The 17814-nt window shown below is 66.6% G+C and carries 11 protein-coding genes and 3 pseudogenes; 7 read left to right on the top strand and 7 right to left on the bottom strand.

What is annotated here, in order from left to right; translation table 11 throughout:
• Positions 1-13: 13 nt before the first annotated feature.
• Positions 14-1555, bottom strand: coding sequence for a hypothetical protein (locus tag WME85_RS05090; protein ID WP_437835629.1), 1542 nt, complete (start codon positions 1553-1555; stop codon positions 14-16).
• Positions 1556-2298: 743 nt separating this feature from the next.
• On the opposite strand from WME85_RS05090, the gene astD reads away from it, so the two are divergent.
• Together astD and WME85_RS05080 are read left to right on the top strand one after the other, a co-directional pair.
• Entirely contained in the window at positions 2299-3771 is a 1473-nt protein-coding gene (gene astD / locus WME85_RS05085) for a succinylglutamate-semialdehyde dehydrogenase (RefSeq protein ID WP_437835627.1), read from the top strand.
• A 648-nt stretch (positions 3772-4419) separates the two neighbouring features.
• Positions 4420-5382: pseudogene (locus WME85_RS05080) on the top strand (arabinofuranosidase catalytic domain-containing protein); the annotation flags it as partial.
• Between the two features lie 127 nt (positions 5383-5509).
• Here the strand turns inward: WME85_RS05080 and WME85_RS05075 are convergent.
• The 3 genes and pseudogenes from WME85_RS05075 to WME85_RS05065 form a co-directional block, all read right to left on the bottom strand.
• Positions 5510-5941 carry a hypothetical protein gene (locus tag WME85_RS05075; protein WP_437835625.1) on the bottom strand — a complete coding sequence of 144 codons (432 nt, stop codon included), beginning with the start codon at positions 5939-5941 and terminating at the stop codon, positions 5510-5512.
• 511 nt (positions 5942-6452) lie between these two features.
• Positions 6453-7586: a substrate-binding domain-containing protein gene (locus WME85_RS05070; protein WP_437835623.1), complete on the bottom strand. Its 1134-nt coding sequence runs from the start codon at positions 7584-7586 to the stop codon at positions 6453-6455.
• A gap of 521 nt (positions 7587-8107) precedes the next feature.
• Positions 8108-8380, bottom strand: a pseudogene (locus WME85_RS05065) (TetR/AcrR family transcriptional regulator); the annotation flags it as partial.
• Between the two features lie 16 nt (positions 8381-8396).
• On the opposite strand from WME85_RS05065, the pseudogene WME85_RS05060 reads away from it, so the two are divergent.
• Positions 8397-8822: pseudogene (locus WME85_RS05060) on the top strand (zinc-binding dehydrogenase); the annotation flags it as partial.
• 166 nt (positions 8823-8988) lie between these two features.
• Here the strand turns inward: WME85_RS05060 and WME85_RS05055 are convergent.
• Entirely contained in the window at positions 8989-9894 is a 906-nt protein-coding gene (locus tag WME85_RS05055; RefSeq protein WP_437835622.1) for a LysR substrate-binding domain-containing protein, read from the bottom strand.
• A gap of 84 nt (positions 9895-9978) precedes the next feature.
• On the opposite strand from WME85_RS05055, the gene WME85_RS05050 reads away from it, so the two are divergent.
• Together WME85_RS05050 and WME85_RS05045 are read left to right on the top strand one after the other, a co-directional pair.
• Positions 9979-10599 (top strand): DUF6640 family protein, encoded by a 621-nt coding sequence (locus WME85_RS05050; RefSeq protein WP_437835620.1) that lies wholly within the window; start codon positions 9979-9981, stop codon positions 10597-10599.
• Positions 10600-10615: 16 nt separating this feature from the next.
• Positions 10616-11248 carry a HupE/UreJ family protein gene (locus WME85_RS05045; protein WP_437835618.1) on the top strand — a complete coding sequence of 211 codons (633 nt, stop codon included), beginning with the start codon at positions 10616-10618 and terminating at the stop codon, positions 11246-11248.
• Positions 11249-11723: 475 nt separating this feature from the next.
• Here the strand turns inward: WME85_RS05045 and WME85_RS05040 are convergent, their stop codons facing one another.
• Entirely contained in the window at positions 11724-12362 is a 639-nt protein-coding gene (locus WME85_RS05040; RefSeq protein ID WP_437842239.1) for a glycoside hydrolase family 11 protein, read from the bottom strand.
• 950 nt (positions 12363-13312) lie between these two features.
• Positions 13313-15646: a hypothetical protein gene (locus WME85_RS05035; protein WP_437835616.1), complete on the bottom strand. Its 2334-nt coding sequence runs from the start codon at positions 15644-15646 to the stop codon at positions 13313-13315.
• A gap of 1001 nt (positions 15647-16647) precedes the next feature.
• On the opposite strand from WME85_RS05035, the gene WME85_RS05030 reads away from it, so the two are divergent.
• Positions 16648-17412, top strand: a complete 765-nt coding sequence (locus WME85_RS05030) for a hypothetical protein (RefSeq protein WP_437835614.1) — start codon at positions 16648-16650, stop codon at positions 17410-17412.
• Positions 17413-17516: 104 nt separating this feature from the next.
• Positions 17517-17672: a hypothetical protein gene (locus WME85_RS05025; RefSeq protein WP_437835612.1), complete on the top strand. Its 156-nt coding sequence runs from the start codon at positions 17517-17519 to the stop codon at positions 17670-17672.
• Positions 17673-17814: the final 142 nt, after the last annotated feature.

Genomic DNA, 17814 nt, shown 5'->3' with positions numbered 1-17814 from the left:
GGACGCTCTTTCTCTAGCCGCGCAGCGCGGCGGTCGCCTGGGGTCGCAGCGCCGGGCGCGGCCGCTTTGCCACCTCGGCCTTCCTGGGCACGGGCGGCCTGGCGTCGGCTCTCCAGGGCTGGAATCGCGCGTCCTTCCACATCACGAGGCCGCCCGACAGGGGCGCCTCGGGGGCCGCGCCTTCCTCGGAGCGCAGCCACACGAGCGGGCGCGCCTCGAAGACGGGCTTCGTGCACGCGATGTCCTCGAACGCCGCGGACCACGACCCGGTGTTCCCGAAGAACACCCCCTCTTCCCAGCTGCCCTCCGGATTGTGGGTGTGCCCGAAGACCACCGCCTTGGCGCCGTGCGCCCTGGCCACGCGCCGCGCCGCCCGGTTCACGCCCTGCCAGACCGCATCGAGCGTGGGCTTCGGGACCGCGCACTCGTAGGCGACGAGGAGCGTCGGCGCGAGCAGCGCGGCCGGCGCGAGCCCCTCGGGCATCCAGCACAGGCACGCGAGCGCGGCGAGCAGCCCGACCAGCGCGAGCCCGAGGCGGTCGAGCCAGAGCTCGCGCGCCACCCGGCCGAGGCAGTCCTCGGCGGGCCGCGCGAACAGCCGCGCGTGCTTCGCCACCGCGGGCAGCGGCGCCCCCGTCTCCCGGGCGGCCGCGACGAGGCCCGCGCGGCGGAGCCCGCGGCGGCACGGGTCGCGCCTGCGCACGAGCTCGACCATCGTGCGGAGCGCGCCGACGGCGAACGCGAGGATGAGGGAGCGGCCCGTGAACAGGTAGTACCGCGCCCAGTGAGCGAGGTAGCCGAAGCCGGAGAGCATGAACGACGAGTCGACGTGCGGGTTGAAGTACCCCATGCGCGACACGAGCAGCCGGCTCACGAGCGAGCCCATCGTCGGCTGGATCTCCCCGGGCTTCCGGCCGAAGGGCGCCATCGGGTACCGATAAGAGCAGTACGAGTCGTACTGATTGCCGTGCTCGACGATGACCCCGTCCCGCGTGCGGTGGAACCAGGCGCGGAAGACGATCCGCGCCGCGAGCGCCGCGCGGAGCTCTTCGGCCAGGCGCGCCGGGCGCGCCGGAGGGGCGCCGTCCCGGGCGGCGAGCTCGCGGGCGGCCGCGTCGACGATGCGCCGCTCTACCGCGTCGCGCACCTCGGGCAGCGTGAGCTGGATGTCGTGGTTGCCGGCGACGAAGACGACCGTGTGCCCGTCCGCGACCACCCGGCCGAGCGCGTCGACGAAGATCGGGTGATCGCGCAGGATGGCCTCCATCGCCGGGACGGCGTGCTCGGCGGTGCGCGGCAGGTCGTGGACCACGCTCTCGTTGTCGATCACCCGGGGCGCATCCAGGTCGAAGATGTCGCCGTTCAGGACCAACGTGAGCTCGTCAGGCTCCGTCGCGAGCGCCCCGGAGCCGCCCTTCCCCTTCCGCACTTCTCCTCGGAGCGCGTCGAGCATCGCCGCGATCTCCCCGTCCGGGGAGTACGGCGCCTGTCGATAGCGCATCCAGAGGCCGGCGGTCGGCTCGAGCTCACATAGATGGATGTCTGAGATAGCCACCGTGTGGTGCATCGGCGGGGAAACTGACATGTCCACGTTTCCACGCCAGCCACGGGACCGTCAAGACTTGGTGTCATGGCCCGTCGTGGGCGCCCTGCCGCCGTGCGCCCGGAGCGTGATCCAGGCTCGAACACGCGCTTCACACCGGTTCGCCACCGTGCATTCCTGTGAATGTCGCGCGTTCGCCACGAGCGCTCTCGGGGCGCCTGAGCAGAGGACGCATTGAGTTGTGCTCTCAGGGATTCTCGTCGAGCGAGCAGCCGAGTTGGCGGCCCCCATCCGTTGGGGGTCCATCGAACCAGCCTACGTTCTGTTGGGGTCACCCCCGGACGCGCGCGCGTTCGTCCCGGCGGGGCGGGTGGTGGCCCAATTTGCCCCGGAGTGATTCACATGAAGGCGGGAAGGCAGGAAGATCATTGATCTTTTCTTCCCGCCTTCCCGCCTTCATGTTCAAATCCGGCCACCACCGCGGGGCGCGCGGGACCTGCGCGGCGCGCGGGACCTGCGGGGCGGCCGGGCCGGCGGGGCGTGCGGGACGTGCGCCGCGTGCGGGGCGCCTGACAAGCGGCCCCATCCGCCTGGGCAGGCCGCGAGCGAGCGCTGCGCTGCGCTGCCCCGGGAGGCGCGGCCCCGCGCTCGCTGCGCCGGCCTCTGGTACGGTGCACACTGAGGCGAGGCTCCGCGGTCCCTCGTGGCTGGACGGACCGCTGAGCCCGTGGGGTGTTCCGCGAGGGAGAGTGATCATGTCGACCCATTTCATCGGCGGCGCCTGGGTGGCTGGCGCGGGGGAGCCGTTCGCGAGCCGGAACCCGGTGACGCAGGCGATCGTCTTCGAGGGCCGCGCCGCGGCGGAGGAGCAGGTGGACGCGGCGGTGAAGGCGGCGCGCGGCGCGTTCAGGGCGTGGCGCGATCGCGGCTTCGAGGAGCGGACGGCGCTGGTGAAGCGGTTCGCCGGGCTGCTCGGCGAGCACAAGGCGCGGCTCGCCGACGTGATCGGGCTCGAGACGGGAAAGCCGCGCTGGGAGGCGCTCACCGAGGTCCAGACGATGATCGGCAAGGTCGACGTGTCGCTCATGGCCTACAGGGAGCGGACGGGCGAGCGGCAGGCCGAGGCGGGTGACGCCACGGCGGTGGTGCGGCACCGTCCGCACGGGGTGGTCGCGGTGTTCGGCCCTTACAACTTCCCGGGCCACCTCCCGAACGGCCACATCGTTCCGGCCCTGATCGCGGGCAACTGCGTTGTCTACAAGCCCTCGGAGCTCGCGCCGAAGGCCGCCGAGGAGACCGTGCGGCTCTGGCAAGAGGCGGGCGTCCCGGCGGGGGTGCTCAACCTGGTTCAGGGCGGGAAGAGCACCGGCGTCGCGCTGGCCGGTCACCCGGACATCGACGGCCTCTTCTTCACGGGGAGCTCGGCGACGGGCAACGCGCTGCACCGGCAGCTTGCGGGCCGCCCGGACAAGATCCTCGCCCTGGAGATGGGCGGGAACAACCCGCTGATCGTTCAGGACGTGGCGAACACGGAGGCGGCGATTCACCACATCCTCCAGTCGTCGTTCATCTCGGCGGGGCAGCGGTGTACGTGCGCCCGGCGGCTGCTCGTGCCGGCGACGCCGGAGGGCGACGCGCTGCTGGAGCGCCTGGCCGAGGCGGCGGGCCGGCTCAAGGTGGGGAGGTACGACGACGCGGAGCAGCCTTTCATGGGCGCGGTGATCTCGCTCGCCGCCGCGGATCAGCTGCTGAGGGCGCAGGCGCGGCTCATCTCGCTGGGCGGCAAGGTGGTGCTGGAGATGCGCCGGCTCGAGGAGGGGACGGCGCTGCTCTCGCCGGGGATCCTCGATGTATCGGCGATCGAGGAGCTCCCGGACGAGGAGTATTTCGGGCCGCTCCTCCAGGTGCAGCGCTACGCGAGCTTCGATGAGGCGCTGTCGCTGGCCAACCGCACGCGCTACGGGCTCGCGGCCGGGCTGTTCTCGGACCGCAAGGACCTCTACGAGCAGTTCTGGCGGGAGTCGCGGGCGGGGATCGTCAACTGGAACAAGCCGCTGACGGGGGCGTCGAGCGCGGCGCCTTTCGGCGGGATCGGCAGCAGCGGGAACCACCGGCCGAGCGCGTATTACGCGGCCGACTACTGCGCCTATCCGGTGGCGGGGCTGGAGGCCGACGGCGTGGGGCTCCCGGGGCAGCTGGCGCCGGGGATGAGGCTCACGACGGGCTAGTCTCCCGTTCTGGAAACCCCGCCAGAACAACGCGGCGCTCCGAAGGCGACCCGCCAGCCTCGTCCTTCCTCGGGATCGAGCACAGCGGCAGGCCGGTCGATTGGAATTGACATCCAGAATGTGAACGTTCACATTGCTCTGGAGGGGCCTCCTTCTGCTTCAGCGATCTCAGGTCCCACTCGGCTCGATCAGCGACCCGAATCGCGGAGAGATGCGATGGGGACACCTGTCGTCGTTCGCTCGAGGCAAACTGGCGTCGCCACGGGCGCCACTGGCCCGTGGCACAGTGGCCAAGTCAGGTGGCCCACCTGGCTTTGCGAGCTCCACTCACTCGCCGATAGCGACCGATCAGGAGAAGAGATGAAAAAGACGCTACTGCTCACATTCGTACTGGCCGCACAAGGCTTGAGCTGCACCGCTGACGACCCCGGAGCCGAGAAGCCCACAGAGACCGGAGACGCTGGCGGGGCAACTGGAGGAGGCGGTGGCGGCAGCGCAGCAAGCGGCGGAGCGGGGGGCGGCGGCGGCGCAGCAAGCGGCGGAGCGGGGGGCGGCGGCGGCGCAGTAAGCGGCGGAGCGGGGAGCGGCGGCGGCGCAGCAAGCGGCGGAGCGGGGGGCACTGGCGGTTCCGGTGACGCGAACGCATCGACCGGGCCGTGCGATCTTTACGCGAGCGGCGGCACGCCGTGTGTTGCCGCCCATAGCACAGTGCGCGCCCTGTTCGGAGCCTACGCCGGAAAGCTCTACCAAGTCCGGCGTGCCTCGGACAACACGACCAGGGACATCTCCGTGTTGAAAGCCGGGGGCCCCGCCGATTCCGCGCCACAGGACGCGTTCTGCGCCGGGACCTCGTGCGTGATCACGGTGCTCTACGACCAATCCGGGCACGGGAATGACCTCTGGTACCAGGGGTCGGACGTGGTGCCCGGCTCACCGAGGAGCAGCCCAGCGAAGGCCACCACGGAGTCGCTGCAGGTCAGCGGGAGCAAGGTCTACTCGCTTTACATCAACCCCGGCAACAGCTACTGGCGCGACGGCCATACCACGGGCGTTCCGACGGGCAGCGCGCCGGAAGGCCTGTATATGGTGACGAGCGGCATCCACGTCAACGGCGGGTGCTGCTTTGACTATGGCAACAGCGAGACCACCCGCAAGGCCGACAGAGCTGGCGCCATGGACGCCATCAACTTCAGCAAGCAGTGTTGGTTTGGAGGCTGCTCCGGCACCGGTCCGTGGGTGCAGGCCGACCTGGAGTGGGGTCTGTTTCCGGGCGGCAGCAGCAACTGGAACCCGGATCAAAAGGCGTTTCCGCACAAGTACGTCACTGCGATCCTGAAGAACGACGGGACCACGCGCTTCGCGCTGAAGGGCGGCAACGCCCAGTCGGGCGGTCTGACCAAGCTGTACGAGGGCTCGCTGCCGCCCAACTATAGCCCGATGAAGAAGCAAGGCGCCATCGTGCTCGGCAGTGGTGGCGATTGCTGCAAGCCCGACGGCGGCGCGAACGACAGCGCGGGCACGTTTTACGAGGGCGCGATCGCCGCCGGCTACCCGAGCGACGCTACCGAGGACGCGCTCCAAAACAACATCATTGCGGCTGGCTATGAGTGAGGGGGCACCGATGGAGTGTCCAGCGCCACTGCGGGAGGTCCACGGGCTCGCGAAGGCGGTCGCGAGTGAGTGAGCGCCTCCCGCGCAGTGCGGCGCGGCGCGGTCGATCAAGCGCGCCGCGCGCACCTCACCGGTAGATCGACCCCGAGGGGAAGTCGACGTCCACCAGCGTGTCCATGCCGTCGATCACCTCGACGGACGGGACGCGCACGACGTCGCTCCTCGGGTCTCCGTCGAAGTCCTCGAGCCAGACATCGACGTCATGGTGCCCCGCGCCGACGTCGTCGAAGGCGACGCCGAATTCCTCGCAGTTCACGCGCGCCTTGTAGACGAAACCCTCCCCGCTTTCGACGCGGACCGCGAGCAGATCCACGTCGTGGTCGGAGCACTGCCGCGCGTCGCTGATGCCGTTGATCGCCGTCGTTACGGAGAGCGAGCCGCTCCCGAGGTCATCGACGTGATCATGGTCGTCGTCGCCATCGACGACGATGCATCCCGCGAGCGAAGCGGCGGCGAGCGTGAGGCCAGCGAGACCGGAGAGCACCTTCGAGCGTTTCATGGGGATCGTCTTTCCTTATCAAGCGAGGTATGGCGCTGTCGCGCCGATGCCCATGTATTCAGCAAGCGCTATACCATCAGCCGCGCGGCGCCGGGCGCCGGCGGCGCGCGCCGGCGCCGCCGGATGGCACCGCTGTTGCTGCGATGAACCTCGTAGAGATGACCATGCCTGTCCTCGACCCTTCGTCGCCCGGAAACTCCGCGCATCCGCTGCGGCGCGGCAAGCTCGCCGCGCTGGCCACGCTCGCGCTCGCGCTCGCGCTCCTCGGCGGGACCGGGGCGTGGCCGAGGTCCACACCAGGACCGTCACGCCTGCGCCGGCGACCGTCACGTACCAGGAGTTCGCGGTGGTCGAGGAGCCGGTCGTTCACATCGTAGACCATGGCGTGGACGGGCCCGTCGCTCGTGGACGACGGTGCGCGAGCGTGAAGCCCGACGGGGGAGTCACGTCCGGAGGATCGGCGACGACCTCGAGCGCGGCGAGGAACAGATCCTCCTCGAGCTGCGCGCCGCTACTGCTCTGCGCCGACCTCGTCGAGGAAGTCGTTGTAGGCGTCGACCTTGTCCCACGGGACCACGTCGACGCCGAGGTCGAACTGGCTGCCTTCGACGAGCTGCGGCGCGAGGATCCTCTTGACCGCGTCGAGGCCGATGCTCTTGATGCCGTAGACGAGGTAGGGCCCGAGGTACCCCTCGTAGTACTGCCGCTGGACGTGCGTGGCCTTGATGCGACCCTGGCGCATGTAACCGGCGGTCTCCGGCGCGAAGTCGAAGGTGACGATGGGGAGGTCCGGCGCGTCCGCGGCGTCCGCGGCCAGCACGCATCGATACGAGTCGATGAACATTCCGATCAGGCCCACGACGGGCGGGTCCGCGTCCTCGATCTCGCCTCTCATCAACTCGACGTCCCTGGCCTGGTCATGATAGATGGACTGATGCACCAGAACGTGGTAACCGGCTGCCTCGAACACCTCCCTGGCGCCCTGAGTTCGATTGACACCGTCGACCCAGATCGGGTCGGCCCAGCCGTGAATGAGCACCGTGCCCGGCGCCGCGGGCAGCATCTTGAGCAGGGTCTTCCCTGCCAGGGCCCCGGCATACCCGTTGAGTACCCCGACGTAGATCTGGCGCTTCGAGCTCACCAGGTCGGCGTCGAGCGTCACCACGGGGATCCCCTTCGCGATGGCCTCGTCGAGCGGGGCCACGTTGCCTTCGCCAACGGGCGTGATGACTATCCCCTCGGCGCCTTCCGCCACCGACTTTTCGATGTGTTGAGTCTGGAATTTCATCAATTCCTCTAGCTCTGTCTCATCACTTTGAGGCCCGAGCACGTTCCCCGTGACCCTCCCGGAGACCCCGAGCTCACCCATGGCTCGGTTCGCGCCCGTGGCGATCGGCGCAAAGAAGCCGTCGAGGGACTTCAGCAACACCGCGAGCTGCATCGGTTCGGTCGAGCCCTTGTTGATCTCGGCGACGAGCTCGTCGATGGTCGCCTCGATCTCGAGCGGGATAAACTCGCTCCGAGGAAGCGGCGTTCGCTGGATGGGCGCGGCTGTCTGCGCCGCGTCCGGCTCGCTCGATCCGCACGCCGCCGTCGTCAGCATGAGCCCGATGGCCACTGCCCAGTTTCGCCCGATCATCGTCATGAGACCCCCCTGCTACGTTGTCGCTCGTTCGTACGTGGTTCGTGCGGTCGCGCGCGGCACCCTTGCGCGCAGATCAGACCTGATGCGCGCCCGGCGTCCGGAGACGGCAGACTCGATCACGACGATCGAGTCGGCAGCGGGACAAGCGGCCAGCGTATTGCGTGCCTGTTCCCCCCGGAGAGATGCGACGCGACAGGTCACATCGAGTCCTTGCGCGACCTGAAGGACATCGCATCACAGCAAGGAGACGCATGTCAAGCGGCGTCCAGGGTGAAAGTTTCCAATCTGGATGGCGGATCACACCAAGCTGCTGTGGAAACCTCTGGGACCAGTATCCATCCTCGGAGATCGCGTTCGTTGTACGTGGTTGGCGGCTCCTCAGCCGAGAGGTGAGCACGAGGACGCCGAGGCGGATCCGCGCCGACCTCGTTGCTGTCTCTTGCGCCCACGCTGCGATCGACGCGAGTTCGCGCGGAACCCCATTGGACCTCTTGTTCTCCCAGCGGGCAGCGGCGTTGCCGTTACCGGCGGACTGGGGGCCGCAGTCCATCCATGAGGAGGTCCAACAGGCGACTGGCAAGAGCGTCTCGCCGGGGCTTGGGGGCCACCGTGAAGATGCCGACGAGACTCGCGGCGATGTCTTCGGCGGTGACGTCTCGGCGGAGGTCATCCACCGCGCGGCCGGCGTCGAGGATCGTGGTGATGGCCGCGAGCAGCTCGATTCGGGTCTGGTCGTGCGCGATCTCGCCTGTCTCGATCATCGCCAGCAGTGTGTCGAGCATGCCGTTCTTGGTGGGGCGCGTCTCGGTCAACGAGGCCCATCACACCCCCGACGGCGTCGACGACCGCACCGCCGCCACCCTCGCGATCGCCGGACGCACGGCATCCGCCGCCCTGGCCATGGTCGAACCTGGGCCGGACGACACCGTGTTGATCGGCGGCGCGGCGGGCGGAGTCGGGGTGTTCGTCGTCCAGATGGCCCGGATCGCAGGGGCGCGCGTGATCGGGACGGGATCGGCGGCACCGGCCGATTTCCTGCGCTCTCTCGGAGCCGAGCCGGTCGCCTACGGCGACGGCCTGGCGGACCGGGTCCGTGCCCTCGCTCCCCGCGGTATCACCGCTGCGATCGACCTTTATGGAACGGAGACAGCGCACGCCGCAAGGGCGCTCGGCGTCCCTGACACGCGCATCACGACCATCGCCGCCCAGGTCGACGGGATCCTGCGTTGCCGAGGATGAGGAGGTCCAGGACCCGCTTCGCAACGGCCGCTGCCCGAGCTGCACAGGCCCACGAGCGCGGCCCTGCCTCCCGAGCGGGAGGGTGCGGCGGTCCATCGCTCGCGGGATATGCTGGATATCGAATCCATTCTGTGCGCGCGTGACGACATCGACCAAACGGAGCTTACGACCGTGAGGTGGCCCGATCCGAGGAGCCGGATGCCAGCTTCACGAAGGCGCGTACAGCGCCGGCGGTCTCGTCAGCGCGGCTGATCAGGAGCAGCTCGGCGACGACGTTCTTCGGTGCGACGAACGGACGATAGACGATGCGGGGAACCTTCACCTGAATCAGCGGTTTTGGGGCCAGCGCCACGCCCAGGCCTGCGCCGGCCAACGACAGCATGCTCAAGGTGGTGTCGGCGCGGTGGACCCGGCGCGGCTCGCGTCCTATCACGAGAATCACTCTCTTCAACACGTCGCCACCGGCCTCTTCCGATGGGAACATGATGAGCGGCTCTCCGGCGAGCATCTTCGGCGTCACGCGCCTGTGCGCCGCGAGCGTGTGCTCCTCTGCCATCGCGACCACCAGCGGCCAAGCGCCGATCGGTTGGACGCTCAACCGCGGATCTACCTTGAGAGCGAACGCCGGGCGGTAGCCGACGTCAACCTCGCCGGTCAACACGGCTTCCGCCTGCCTCGAAGGTGGCATCTCGCGCAGCTCGATCTCCGCGGCAGGATGGGCTTTGCGGAACGCTCGCAGGTGGTCCGTCATCTTGCCAGTGAGAATCGCGTTGCCCGCGTAACCGATGCGAACTTTGCCGATGTCGCCGCGCAGCGATTGCTGGACGATCGCCTTGGCCCGCTCCGCCTGCGCGACCGCCCGCTGCGCCTCGACGACCAGCAATGCGCCGGCTTCGGTCAGCTCCACGCGCCGACTCGTCCGCACGAACAGCGCGCCGCCGATCTCGCTTTCGAGCGCCCGAATCTGCATGCTCAGCGCCGGCTGAACGATGTGCAGTCGCTGCGCGGCGCGGCCAAAATGGCGTTCTTCAGCGACGGCCAGGAAATAGCGAAGGTGTCGTAGGTCCACGACATTCGACCGTATCATGGATCAATCAGCAGATCAAATCGATCGGTCAGATCAATATATTGTTATCTTTGTAAATGGGCGGCTATGATCTTTGCGATTCACCGCGTAGAGCCCATGAAGAATCATGTGCGGAAGGAAAAGCTCGGGCTCACGGCCATGTCGGTCGCATCGTTCGCGGGGACGCCAGGTGGCCGCGTTGATGAGGGAAGCGGGCTATTTTCAACCAACGAGAGTCAGGAGCCTGTCACCATGAACCGAAGTACCCTGGGAAGAGTCGTTCTCACGTTCGTTCTGGCGAGCAGCGCCATCGTCGCTGTCGGCGTGGACTGGAATAAAACCCACCTGTTCAACCCTGCATGGCATGAGCATGCGCGCTTTCATGACGCCCTCATGCTGCTCATCCTGTGTGGCGTGACGATCGTCGGATTGTGGATGATGTGGCGGCGGTCCATGGAACCGCAGGTCGGGTTCAACGTGGCGGCCTGGATCGTCGTCATCATCTGGACGCCCTTCTTCTACATCACGTGGCTCATCCCCGGGACCAGCCTGCTCGCGGGACCCGACGTGCCGCTCCCGGTCGTCGCGGGCGTCCCGCTCTACCCGAACGTGCTCATCGCAGGTACCGAGCTCTTGCTCGCGGCGCTCGCCTACAGGCTCTTCCACAGCGATCCTGCATCGACGGCAGCGCGCGTGGCGAACGCCTGACGAGGAGAGGCGCTTCATGAAATCCACGATCCAGAAGACGATGGGATGGGCTTCACGTCCCGGCGCGCGCGCCCTGCTCGTCGCCACGCTCGTCTCGTGGCCCTCCGTGAGCTGGGCGCACCCGGGCGGCGCCGATGCGGGATTTCTGAAGGGCCTCTTCCATCCGGTGTTCGGCGCGGACCACCTGCTCGCGATGGTGAGCGTCGGTGTCGTCAGCTCGCAGCTCGGCGGAAAGCACCTCCTCCGGATCCCCGCCACGTTCGTCGCCGCGATGCTGGTCGGCGGCCTCCTGGGAATGGCGCAATGGCCCATGCCCCTGGGCGAGCTTTGCATCGCGGCGTCGGTCGCGGCGCTCGGTCTCGGCATCGTCACCACGACCCGTGGCTCCTCGCCGTTCCTGCTCTCCGGATGCGTGGCGATGTTCGGTGTCTTTCACGGACATGCCCACGGCCTGGAGATGCCTCATGCGGTCAGCCCGGCGCTGTATGCCATGGGCTTTCTGCTGAGCACGACCGTGCTTCATCTCTGCGGTCTCGTCCTCGGCGAGCTCGCCGCCGGTCGAGAGTCCCTGTCGCGGGGGCTGCGCTATGCCGGCGCCGCCGTGATGGGGACGGGGATGGTCCTTCTGGTGCGCGGGGCCGGCATCTGACTGGAAGCGGCTCGCCGCGACGGATGCGGAAGGCGAAGAGGGCGCGCGCCCACGCGGTCAGCGACTGGATGGAAATGGTGCGCGAGCGCCGGCACCTGGGACACGCCATGCGGCCGCGCGCGCCATCCGGTCGCGCACGTCGTGGCCGACCCATGCGGCGTACGACGCGCGGGCACACGTGTCCGTCCGGGCGTTGGTCTGGCCCGGGAGGCGCGTCGCGAGACGCTATACGGCGTCACCGAGCTGGCTTCGCAGGGCGCGGTCCGATGCGCTTGCGCGCCGACGTGGGCGACTCGCCGACGCGAGCACGCCCGCCGTCTTCGTGATAAGCCCCGTCGAGGAAGACCGCAGCGCTCGCACCGGAGCCGCGCGAACCCGCGGCAGAGCAGCCCGCAGTCGAGGTAGGCTTCGAGCTCCTTCTTCGCGTGCTCGGGTATCCGGACGGCGACGGCGACGTCGTCGATGGCCCCGTACGCTAATTCTGCCACACCGTCAAGTTGGAGCTGCCGCTGCTCGAGGGGTTGAACACCTCTGTCGCCATCACCTGGTAATTGTGAGTGCCAAGGTTCCACCCCTTTGACGCCCAAGCATTTACGTGATTGGAGAACGTGATGGTGCTGTTGGACCCGGTGGCCCTCTTCGACCTTCGGACGCTCCAGTACTGATAGAACGTCGTATTGCCTATGATGGAGGGCGCGTTGACTCGCTGCATCCTGTACAGGTCGTAGGTGCCCCCGTCCGTGGTGACTGAGCCCGCCGGCGTTCCGCCCGGCGGTCTCCAGCTGCCCCAGCTGTCCACGACGTAGTATTCCACGAGTGGGTTTGTCGTCCACCCATAGAGCGTCAGATATGCATTGCTGCTGCCCGTCGACCAGACGCCGGCATTGTAGCCAACGGTCCTGCTCGACGACCCAGTGCTCCAGCCCTTGCCGCCAACGAAATTATAGTTGCCGTTTGCCCAGTTGACAGCGTAGTTACCGCCGCCGTTCAAATTCATGCTGACCGAACCGCCATCTTTCCAGAACGTGTACCACTGGCCGTCCGTGCCGGTCTGGTTCCCGCTTATGGTGAGAGCGCTTTGATCCGCGGTCAGATCGGTCTCGTTCATGTCCATTTCTGCGCCATCCACGACGCAGTTGGTCAGTAGGAGCCCAAGGGCGGAGCACATGCCGAGCCGGATGATGTTGTTCATGGCGATCGCCTTTCTTGGCCTATCTATTGTTCGTGACTGGCAGTTACGTCAAGCCGATTGTGCATCGCAACCGAGCCTGGTCGTCAAGAAGGTGCGACATTATCAGATGCAGAGTGACGATGGTGGCTTGACGCCGGCGGGGCGGCCGAGGCCTCGACGGCCGCGAGCGCCCGGCGCGCCAGGCGCGCGAATCTCGTCGAAGATCGCCTGCGACCAGCGGGCAACGCCGGCCGCGCTCGGCAGGCGAGCGCGCTCGAAGAGCTGGAGCGAGATGGACCAGGCGCCGCGCGCCAGCAGGGCTGCACAAGGCCTCTCCCGGCGTAAAGCGACTCGATCTGCTCGAAGCTGAGCGGCCACGCGAGAAATGCACAGCATGCCTGTCGTGGAGGCCTGTGCGCGGCGCCCGCGAACGCGCCGTCGCATTGTGTCCGCGACGGCCGAACCATGGGAGCCGGTGAAGGGATCGATCCCGATCCCGATGACGGAGGTCCCGGTGCTCATGACGGCCCACTCAGGGGAAAGCGTAAGGATGAGGTCTCACTGTGAACGTTCACGTCGCGGATGTCAACGCCGATCCGCCGCCCGCGGCGATCCGCCAGCTCGACCACACCCGCGCTCCGTGGCGCGGGCGCTCGTCACCGGGCGTCGCCAGACGCTCGGTGTGACCGGGGTGGCGGGTCGGGCGAGTCGGCGTTCGACGACCTCCGCGCTGGCGTCTCTGCTGGCTCGGCGCAGGGTGGGCGCGTTGCGAGACCGACCGGATGGCTCCCATCGTTCCCGACAAGAGCAGGATCAAGAGCTTCCCTGACGAGGCCGCGTTCGAAGCGTGGCTGTCCGCAAACCCAGTGCGGTGGTCCCCGGTTGGGAGCGCTCTACTTCGGATGGAACTCGAGGCCCACGTCGAGCGTGTAAGCGGTGCGCTCGTTGTAGAACGTCAAGCTCCGTGCCGCTTTCACAGGCGAAGCGCCGGAGAGCACGACGCTGAACTCCTCGACGCCGACGAGATCATCATCGCTGATGTGCGACGCCCCGCGTGGCTCTGGCGATGGGTAGAGAGCCTTGAACTCGGCGTACCGCTTGTTCAGCACCGAATCGATCTCGACCCGGTCGAGGATCGCCTCCAGGAGGATGGACTCGACGAGCTCGATGGCCTTCCTCTTGACGCGGCTCTGCGCAGAGCCGCCCGAGTAATCGCGCTCCCACGCGATGACGATGAAGCCGACACGAGAACCCGGCTCGACATCATCGTCGGCCAGGGCGGACACACCGAGCGCGAGAGGCGCGTCGTAGACATAGCGATTGCCCGTCTGGAAACCAAACCATCCATTTTTCAGGTCGGTCGCAAATATTCCACTCGCACGCGCGACGACAGCGCCCGAGTCATTGGGGCGGATCGCGAATGGAATCACCCAGAATCGCGGATCATCACCGTTCCACTCGTAGTTCAGCACCTTCGTGAATGCCGTCAACGCAATTCCTATTCGGTGAACGGGTCGCGGCGGTTGCTGTTGCTGCTGCTGGCGAATCCACTGGAACTCGGGAACAGCCGCAGTAAAAAAGAGATCGGGCCAGGCCGCTCGGAGATCGATCTCGGGTTCGATGTCGAGGGCCAATGCGAGGTAGGCCGACGATAACAACGCACCTTCGAGGTACTCCATTGTGACGTACGGGGGCACCGGATCGGCCGCGGGATCCCATCCGTCGACCTTCTTGTTCATCTCGCCGGCATCAGCTTCGAGCGCGCCGGCTGTGTGCATCGCGTCCTCGACACAGCCGAACCACACACGACACGCCTCGGTCATCGAGCGCCACCCTAATCGATCATACGAGAGTGTTCGCTTCCCACGGACCTGCCAGATCTGCGCCATATCGCTGGTCCAGCTGTGAAGCGAGTATCGATCGAAGATCTGAACGTCGAAGCCGCCGACACCCACCGGTGGCGACAGGAATGTTCCGACCAACCCGCCTTCTCCCTGTTCGAGCGAGAACACCTTCGCGAATGACATCCAGATGTCTCGACTGGTCAACGACTTGAGAGTCGCATCGGCTCCAATCAGCGCAATCACGGCAGCAGGGAGAAATGAAACGCCTGGAACCGCCAGAGGAACGCCGAACGTTGCCGCGAGAACGGCTCCGGTGAGGAACAGGCCGGTATCTGCGATGAACTTCCAGAGCATCACGTTCTTGAGGTACTCCGCCCGCAGATAACCGGCTGGCTGGGACGGATCACTGGCTGGAAAATCTGGGATCTTCCAGGCCTTCAATACCGATTCGTCGATGAAAGCGAGGGTTTCGCGACTGACGGTGAATGGGTAGAAGTCTTTGACGCCATCTCGCTGAAACCAGCCCACGGCATACGAACCGATGACACCGTGACATCCACGCATCACGAGCTGGCGAGCGCCTTGCTCGTATGGAAGCGCGAGCAGGCCGTCACTGCTCCTGAAATAATCGAGGATGCCGCTGTGAAGTTGTCGCGCAAGGTCTCGCACCTCGCAGCGATATCCGATCGGAACGCGAACCTGGTCGTAGACGCTGATCACCAGTCTCAAGGCGTGCAGCAATCCGCCGTACTCGTCCCACGAGGGCTCTGCCCAGCAGTCCTCCGGAGTTCCACGATACGTCGATGAAGTCAGTCTCCAGCGAACGATGTAGCCCTTCAGGCCCTTGCCGAAATTCTTCTCCAGCGCCCGCAGCCGCTTCAGAATGCTCAGGATCGCGCCCGAGATCACCTTCGCCTTGTCTTCTTCGTTGTGGATGCTCTCTCCTGCCTGGTGTTTGAGAAGCGCCGTCTGATACGTGAAGTGATACGACGCGGCCAGGATGGCAAGCAACGCTCCTGTGAGAATATGTGGGTTGTCGACATTCTCGAATACCGTGGCAGTGCGGAGATGCACGGTGGTCTCACCCGTAACATCCGTGAGCGCCTTCAGCAGGTTCGTTTGACCCAGCTTCGAGAGCGCGAGCTGCGCTCGCTGCTTCAGCACGGCGCTGTCCTTGATGACCGCTCGCAGGGTCTTGAAGGTTTCGGGCATTTCGTCGTGGCGCAGCTCGATGACACCAGGCTCGAGGGTGGTGCGCGAGAACGTTTCCTCCTTCAACACCAGCAGACCGCGCTGCGCCTTCAACGTGACGTTGCTGGCGTCCTTCGTGCGGAACGTGTTCAGGCCAATCGCGGTCCTTCCCGAATCGAACTTGTATTGCATTCGTTCTCCCCAGTCATACCCCTTCGAAGGGCATGCTCGTCAAGTTGGTGTTTCTTACACAAACTCGGGTTTTCGGACATCTCGCCGCGAGGGCCGCGGCTCGACCTCTCGCAGCCGTGGCGCCCATTCTCGCCGACGGAGGGGCGTCTTGTAAAGCCGGGCCCCCCCGGCAGAGCGCCGATCGGTTCGAAACCACGCGGGCAACGTCGAGTCAGGCTCAGATGGCTGCGTGAGCGCGCGAGAGCCATCGGACGAGGCGGACGCGCCGGCGACTGCCCAGCCGCCGGCGCGGGATCAACCAACCTTCACGGCTGGCCCCCGCCCGGCCGCTCCGGGCATCGAGGTGCTGCGCAGCTTCGAGCTCGAAGTGCCGGTAGGGCCCGACACGGGCGCCGGGTGGCGCTCGAGCGGGCGTACCTGCGCGGTCGCCACCGCCGGCGGATGCGACTTCGTGCTGAGCGACCCCACGGTGAGTCGCTGGCACTGCGAGCTCCGCACCGAGGCCGAGCGCATCCGGGCCGGGACACCGGCAGCCGCAACGGCACCTTGCTCGATGGCGTTCGCGTCGTCGAGGCGTTCCTCCGGGGCGGCAGCGTGCTGCGCCTCGGGCGCACGGCGATCAAATTCGGCCACGGCACGGCCTCCGACGAGCTGCGCGTCTCGGCGCGGAGCCGGTTCGGGTGCTGCGCGGCGAGTCCGTGGCCATGCGCCAGAGCGCGTACGCGAAGGGGGGGCAGGTACCCGGCGCTGCGCCGACGATCACGCTGGCGTTGGTCGGGCGCTTGCGCTACGGACGGTCATGTCTCCAACGATCCGCCAGCATCGAGACCGTCGGAGCTCCTGCCTTCCCGCTGCCGCTGTCCCAAGATAGGCTCGCGTATCCGTTCGCGACAGGAGGCGTCGGATGGCGGCGGGGAACACTGGGGAGACGTCGATTTGGGCCTTGCGCTATATGAAGGTGATATATGCGTTTTCGGCGACATGGAACAGATGTTACGGCTGTGACTATTCACATATCGAGCACCGAAGGGAACTCTTCGGCCGGCATCGAGATCGCCGATGTTCCACGCGCGACTGGGTTTCCCAAAATAACGAGCAGTGATCCTGATGTGGTTGCCGTCGATGGGTTACCTCGCTCACGCGCCGTTGGCAATTTTTCGTTTTACCTCAGCGCCCTTGCTACGACATCAGGTAGTGGCGCTGTGACGGTGACTGCGGCGGCACGGTCCGGAATCGAGGCGACGCTGAGGGTTGTGGTTGACGCTGCGATAGAGTTGCCGGATCCTGCTACTGAAGCTGGAGCTGTCGCCAGACTGCTGATGTCGGAGGCCCGCGGCCCTTCCCACGCAGACTACGTGGCAGCAGACACATTGGATAGTATGGGGTGGATGCAACGGGTTCTGGAGAATCGACTGGCGAACGACCCTTCTCAGTTCGGGGCACGCGGGGCGAGAAATTTGATCGACATCATTCGCGCCACCGATCAGTTTGACGGGTTCTCCGATTATCCGAACTACGATCAGGGGGTTCGTCGTCGGCTGCAGCAGATGGTCAACATCGCAAACAACGACAACGACCGAATGCAGTCGGATTTTCGAAATTTTATACAGAATGCTATTGATGTGGCTCGGTCGCGGGTCACCATCCGGGACCCAAGCTCAACAGGCTTGTTCGGGTGGAGAGCCGCAGGGACTGGAAGTCCAGGGCCCAGATTCGCGAGATTTCGCACGTTGGCCGGAAACACGTTCTTCACGTTACTGCCATGATTGAAATCTTGACATGATCTGAGATTTTCGCCTGCATGCATGGGCGCACTCCGGCTGTGGTCAGTGGCGAGCCGCGCCAGGAAGCAGGGGTATGGTGCAGTTGCATGCAGCGCTGTCGAGGCATCGATGTGCCGTCTCGCCTCGGATGGTGGGGCAGCGGCGGCAGTGCGGGCAACGGCGGCGCCGGCAACGAGGGCGGCGGCGACCGTGGCAGCGGCGGCGGCAACGATGTCATCGTCCGCCTTCGTGGGCTCTTCTGACTTCGCACGGCGCGGTCCGATGCGCTTGCGCGCCAACGTGGGCGACTTGCCGAGGCGAGCACGCCAGCGTCCTTGACGGTGTGAAAGCGCGGCGGCGGAACGCTGGCCGCGAGGCGGCACAGGGTAACCGCCCGTTCATCGC

The sequence above is a fragment of the Sorangium sp. So ce1153 genome (genome assembly GCF_051521595.1).
In the GTDB taxonomy this organism is placed as follows: Bacteria; Myxococcota_A; Polyangia; order Polyangiales; family Polyangiaceae; genus Sorangium.
Note: the sequence above shows the minus strand (reverse complement) of the source record. Positions and strands in the feature narration are given on the sequence as shown.

Excerpts from the sequence above, each read along its gene's own strand:
- WME85_RS05025 (WP_437835612.1), top strand. The coding sequence starts at position 17,517 with ATGCAGCGCTGTCGAGGCATCGATGTGCCGTCTCGCCTCGGATGGTGG.
- WME85_RS05045 (WP_437835618.1), top strand. The coding sequence starts at position 10,616 with ATGAAATCCACGATCCAGAAGACGATGGGATGGGCTTCACGTCCCGGC.
- WME85_RS05075 (WP_437835625.1), bottom strand. The coding sequence starts at position 5,941 with ATGAAACGCTCGAAGGTGCTCTCCGGTCTCGCTGGCCTCACGCTCGCC.
- WME85_RS05040 (WP_437842239.1), bottom strand. The coding sequence starts at position 12,362 with ATGGACATGAACGAGACCGATCTGACCGCGGATCAAAGCGCTCTCACC.
- WME85_RS05050 (WP_437835620.1), top strand. The coding sequence starts at position 9,979 with ATGATCTTTGCGATTCACCGCGTAGAGCCCATGAAGAATCATGTGCGG.
- WME85_RS05035 (WP_437835616.1), bottom strand. The coding sequence starts at position 15,646 with ATGCAATACAAGTTCGATTCGGGAAGGACCGCGATTGGCCTGAACACG.
- astD (WP_437835627.1), top strand. The coding sequence starts at position 2,299 with ATGTCGACCCATTTCATCGGCGGCGCCTGGGTGGCTGGCGCGGGGGAG.
- WME85_RS05070 (WP_437835623.1), bottom strand. The coding sequence starts at position 7,586 with ATGACGATGATCGGGCGAAACTGGGCAGTGGCCATCGGGCTCATGCTG.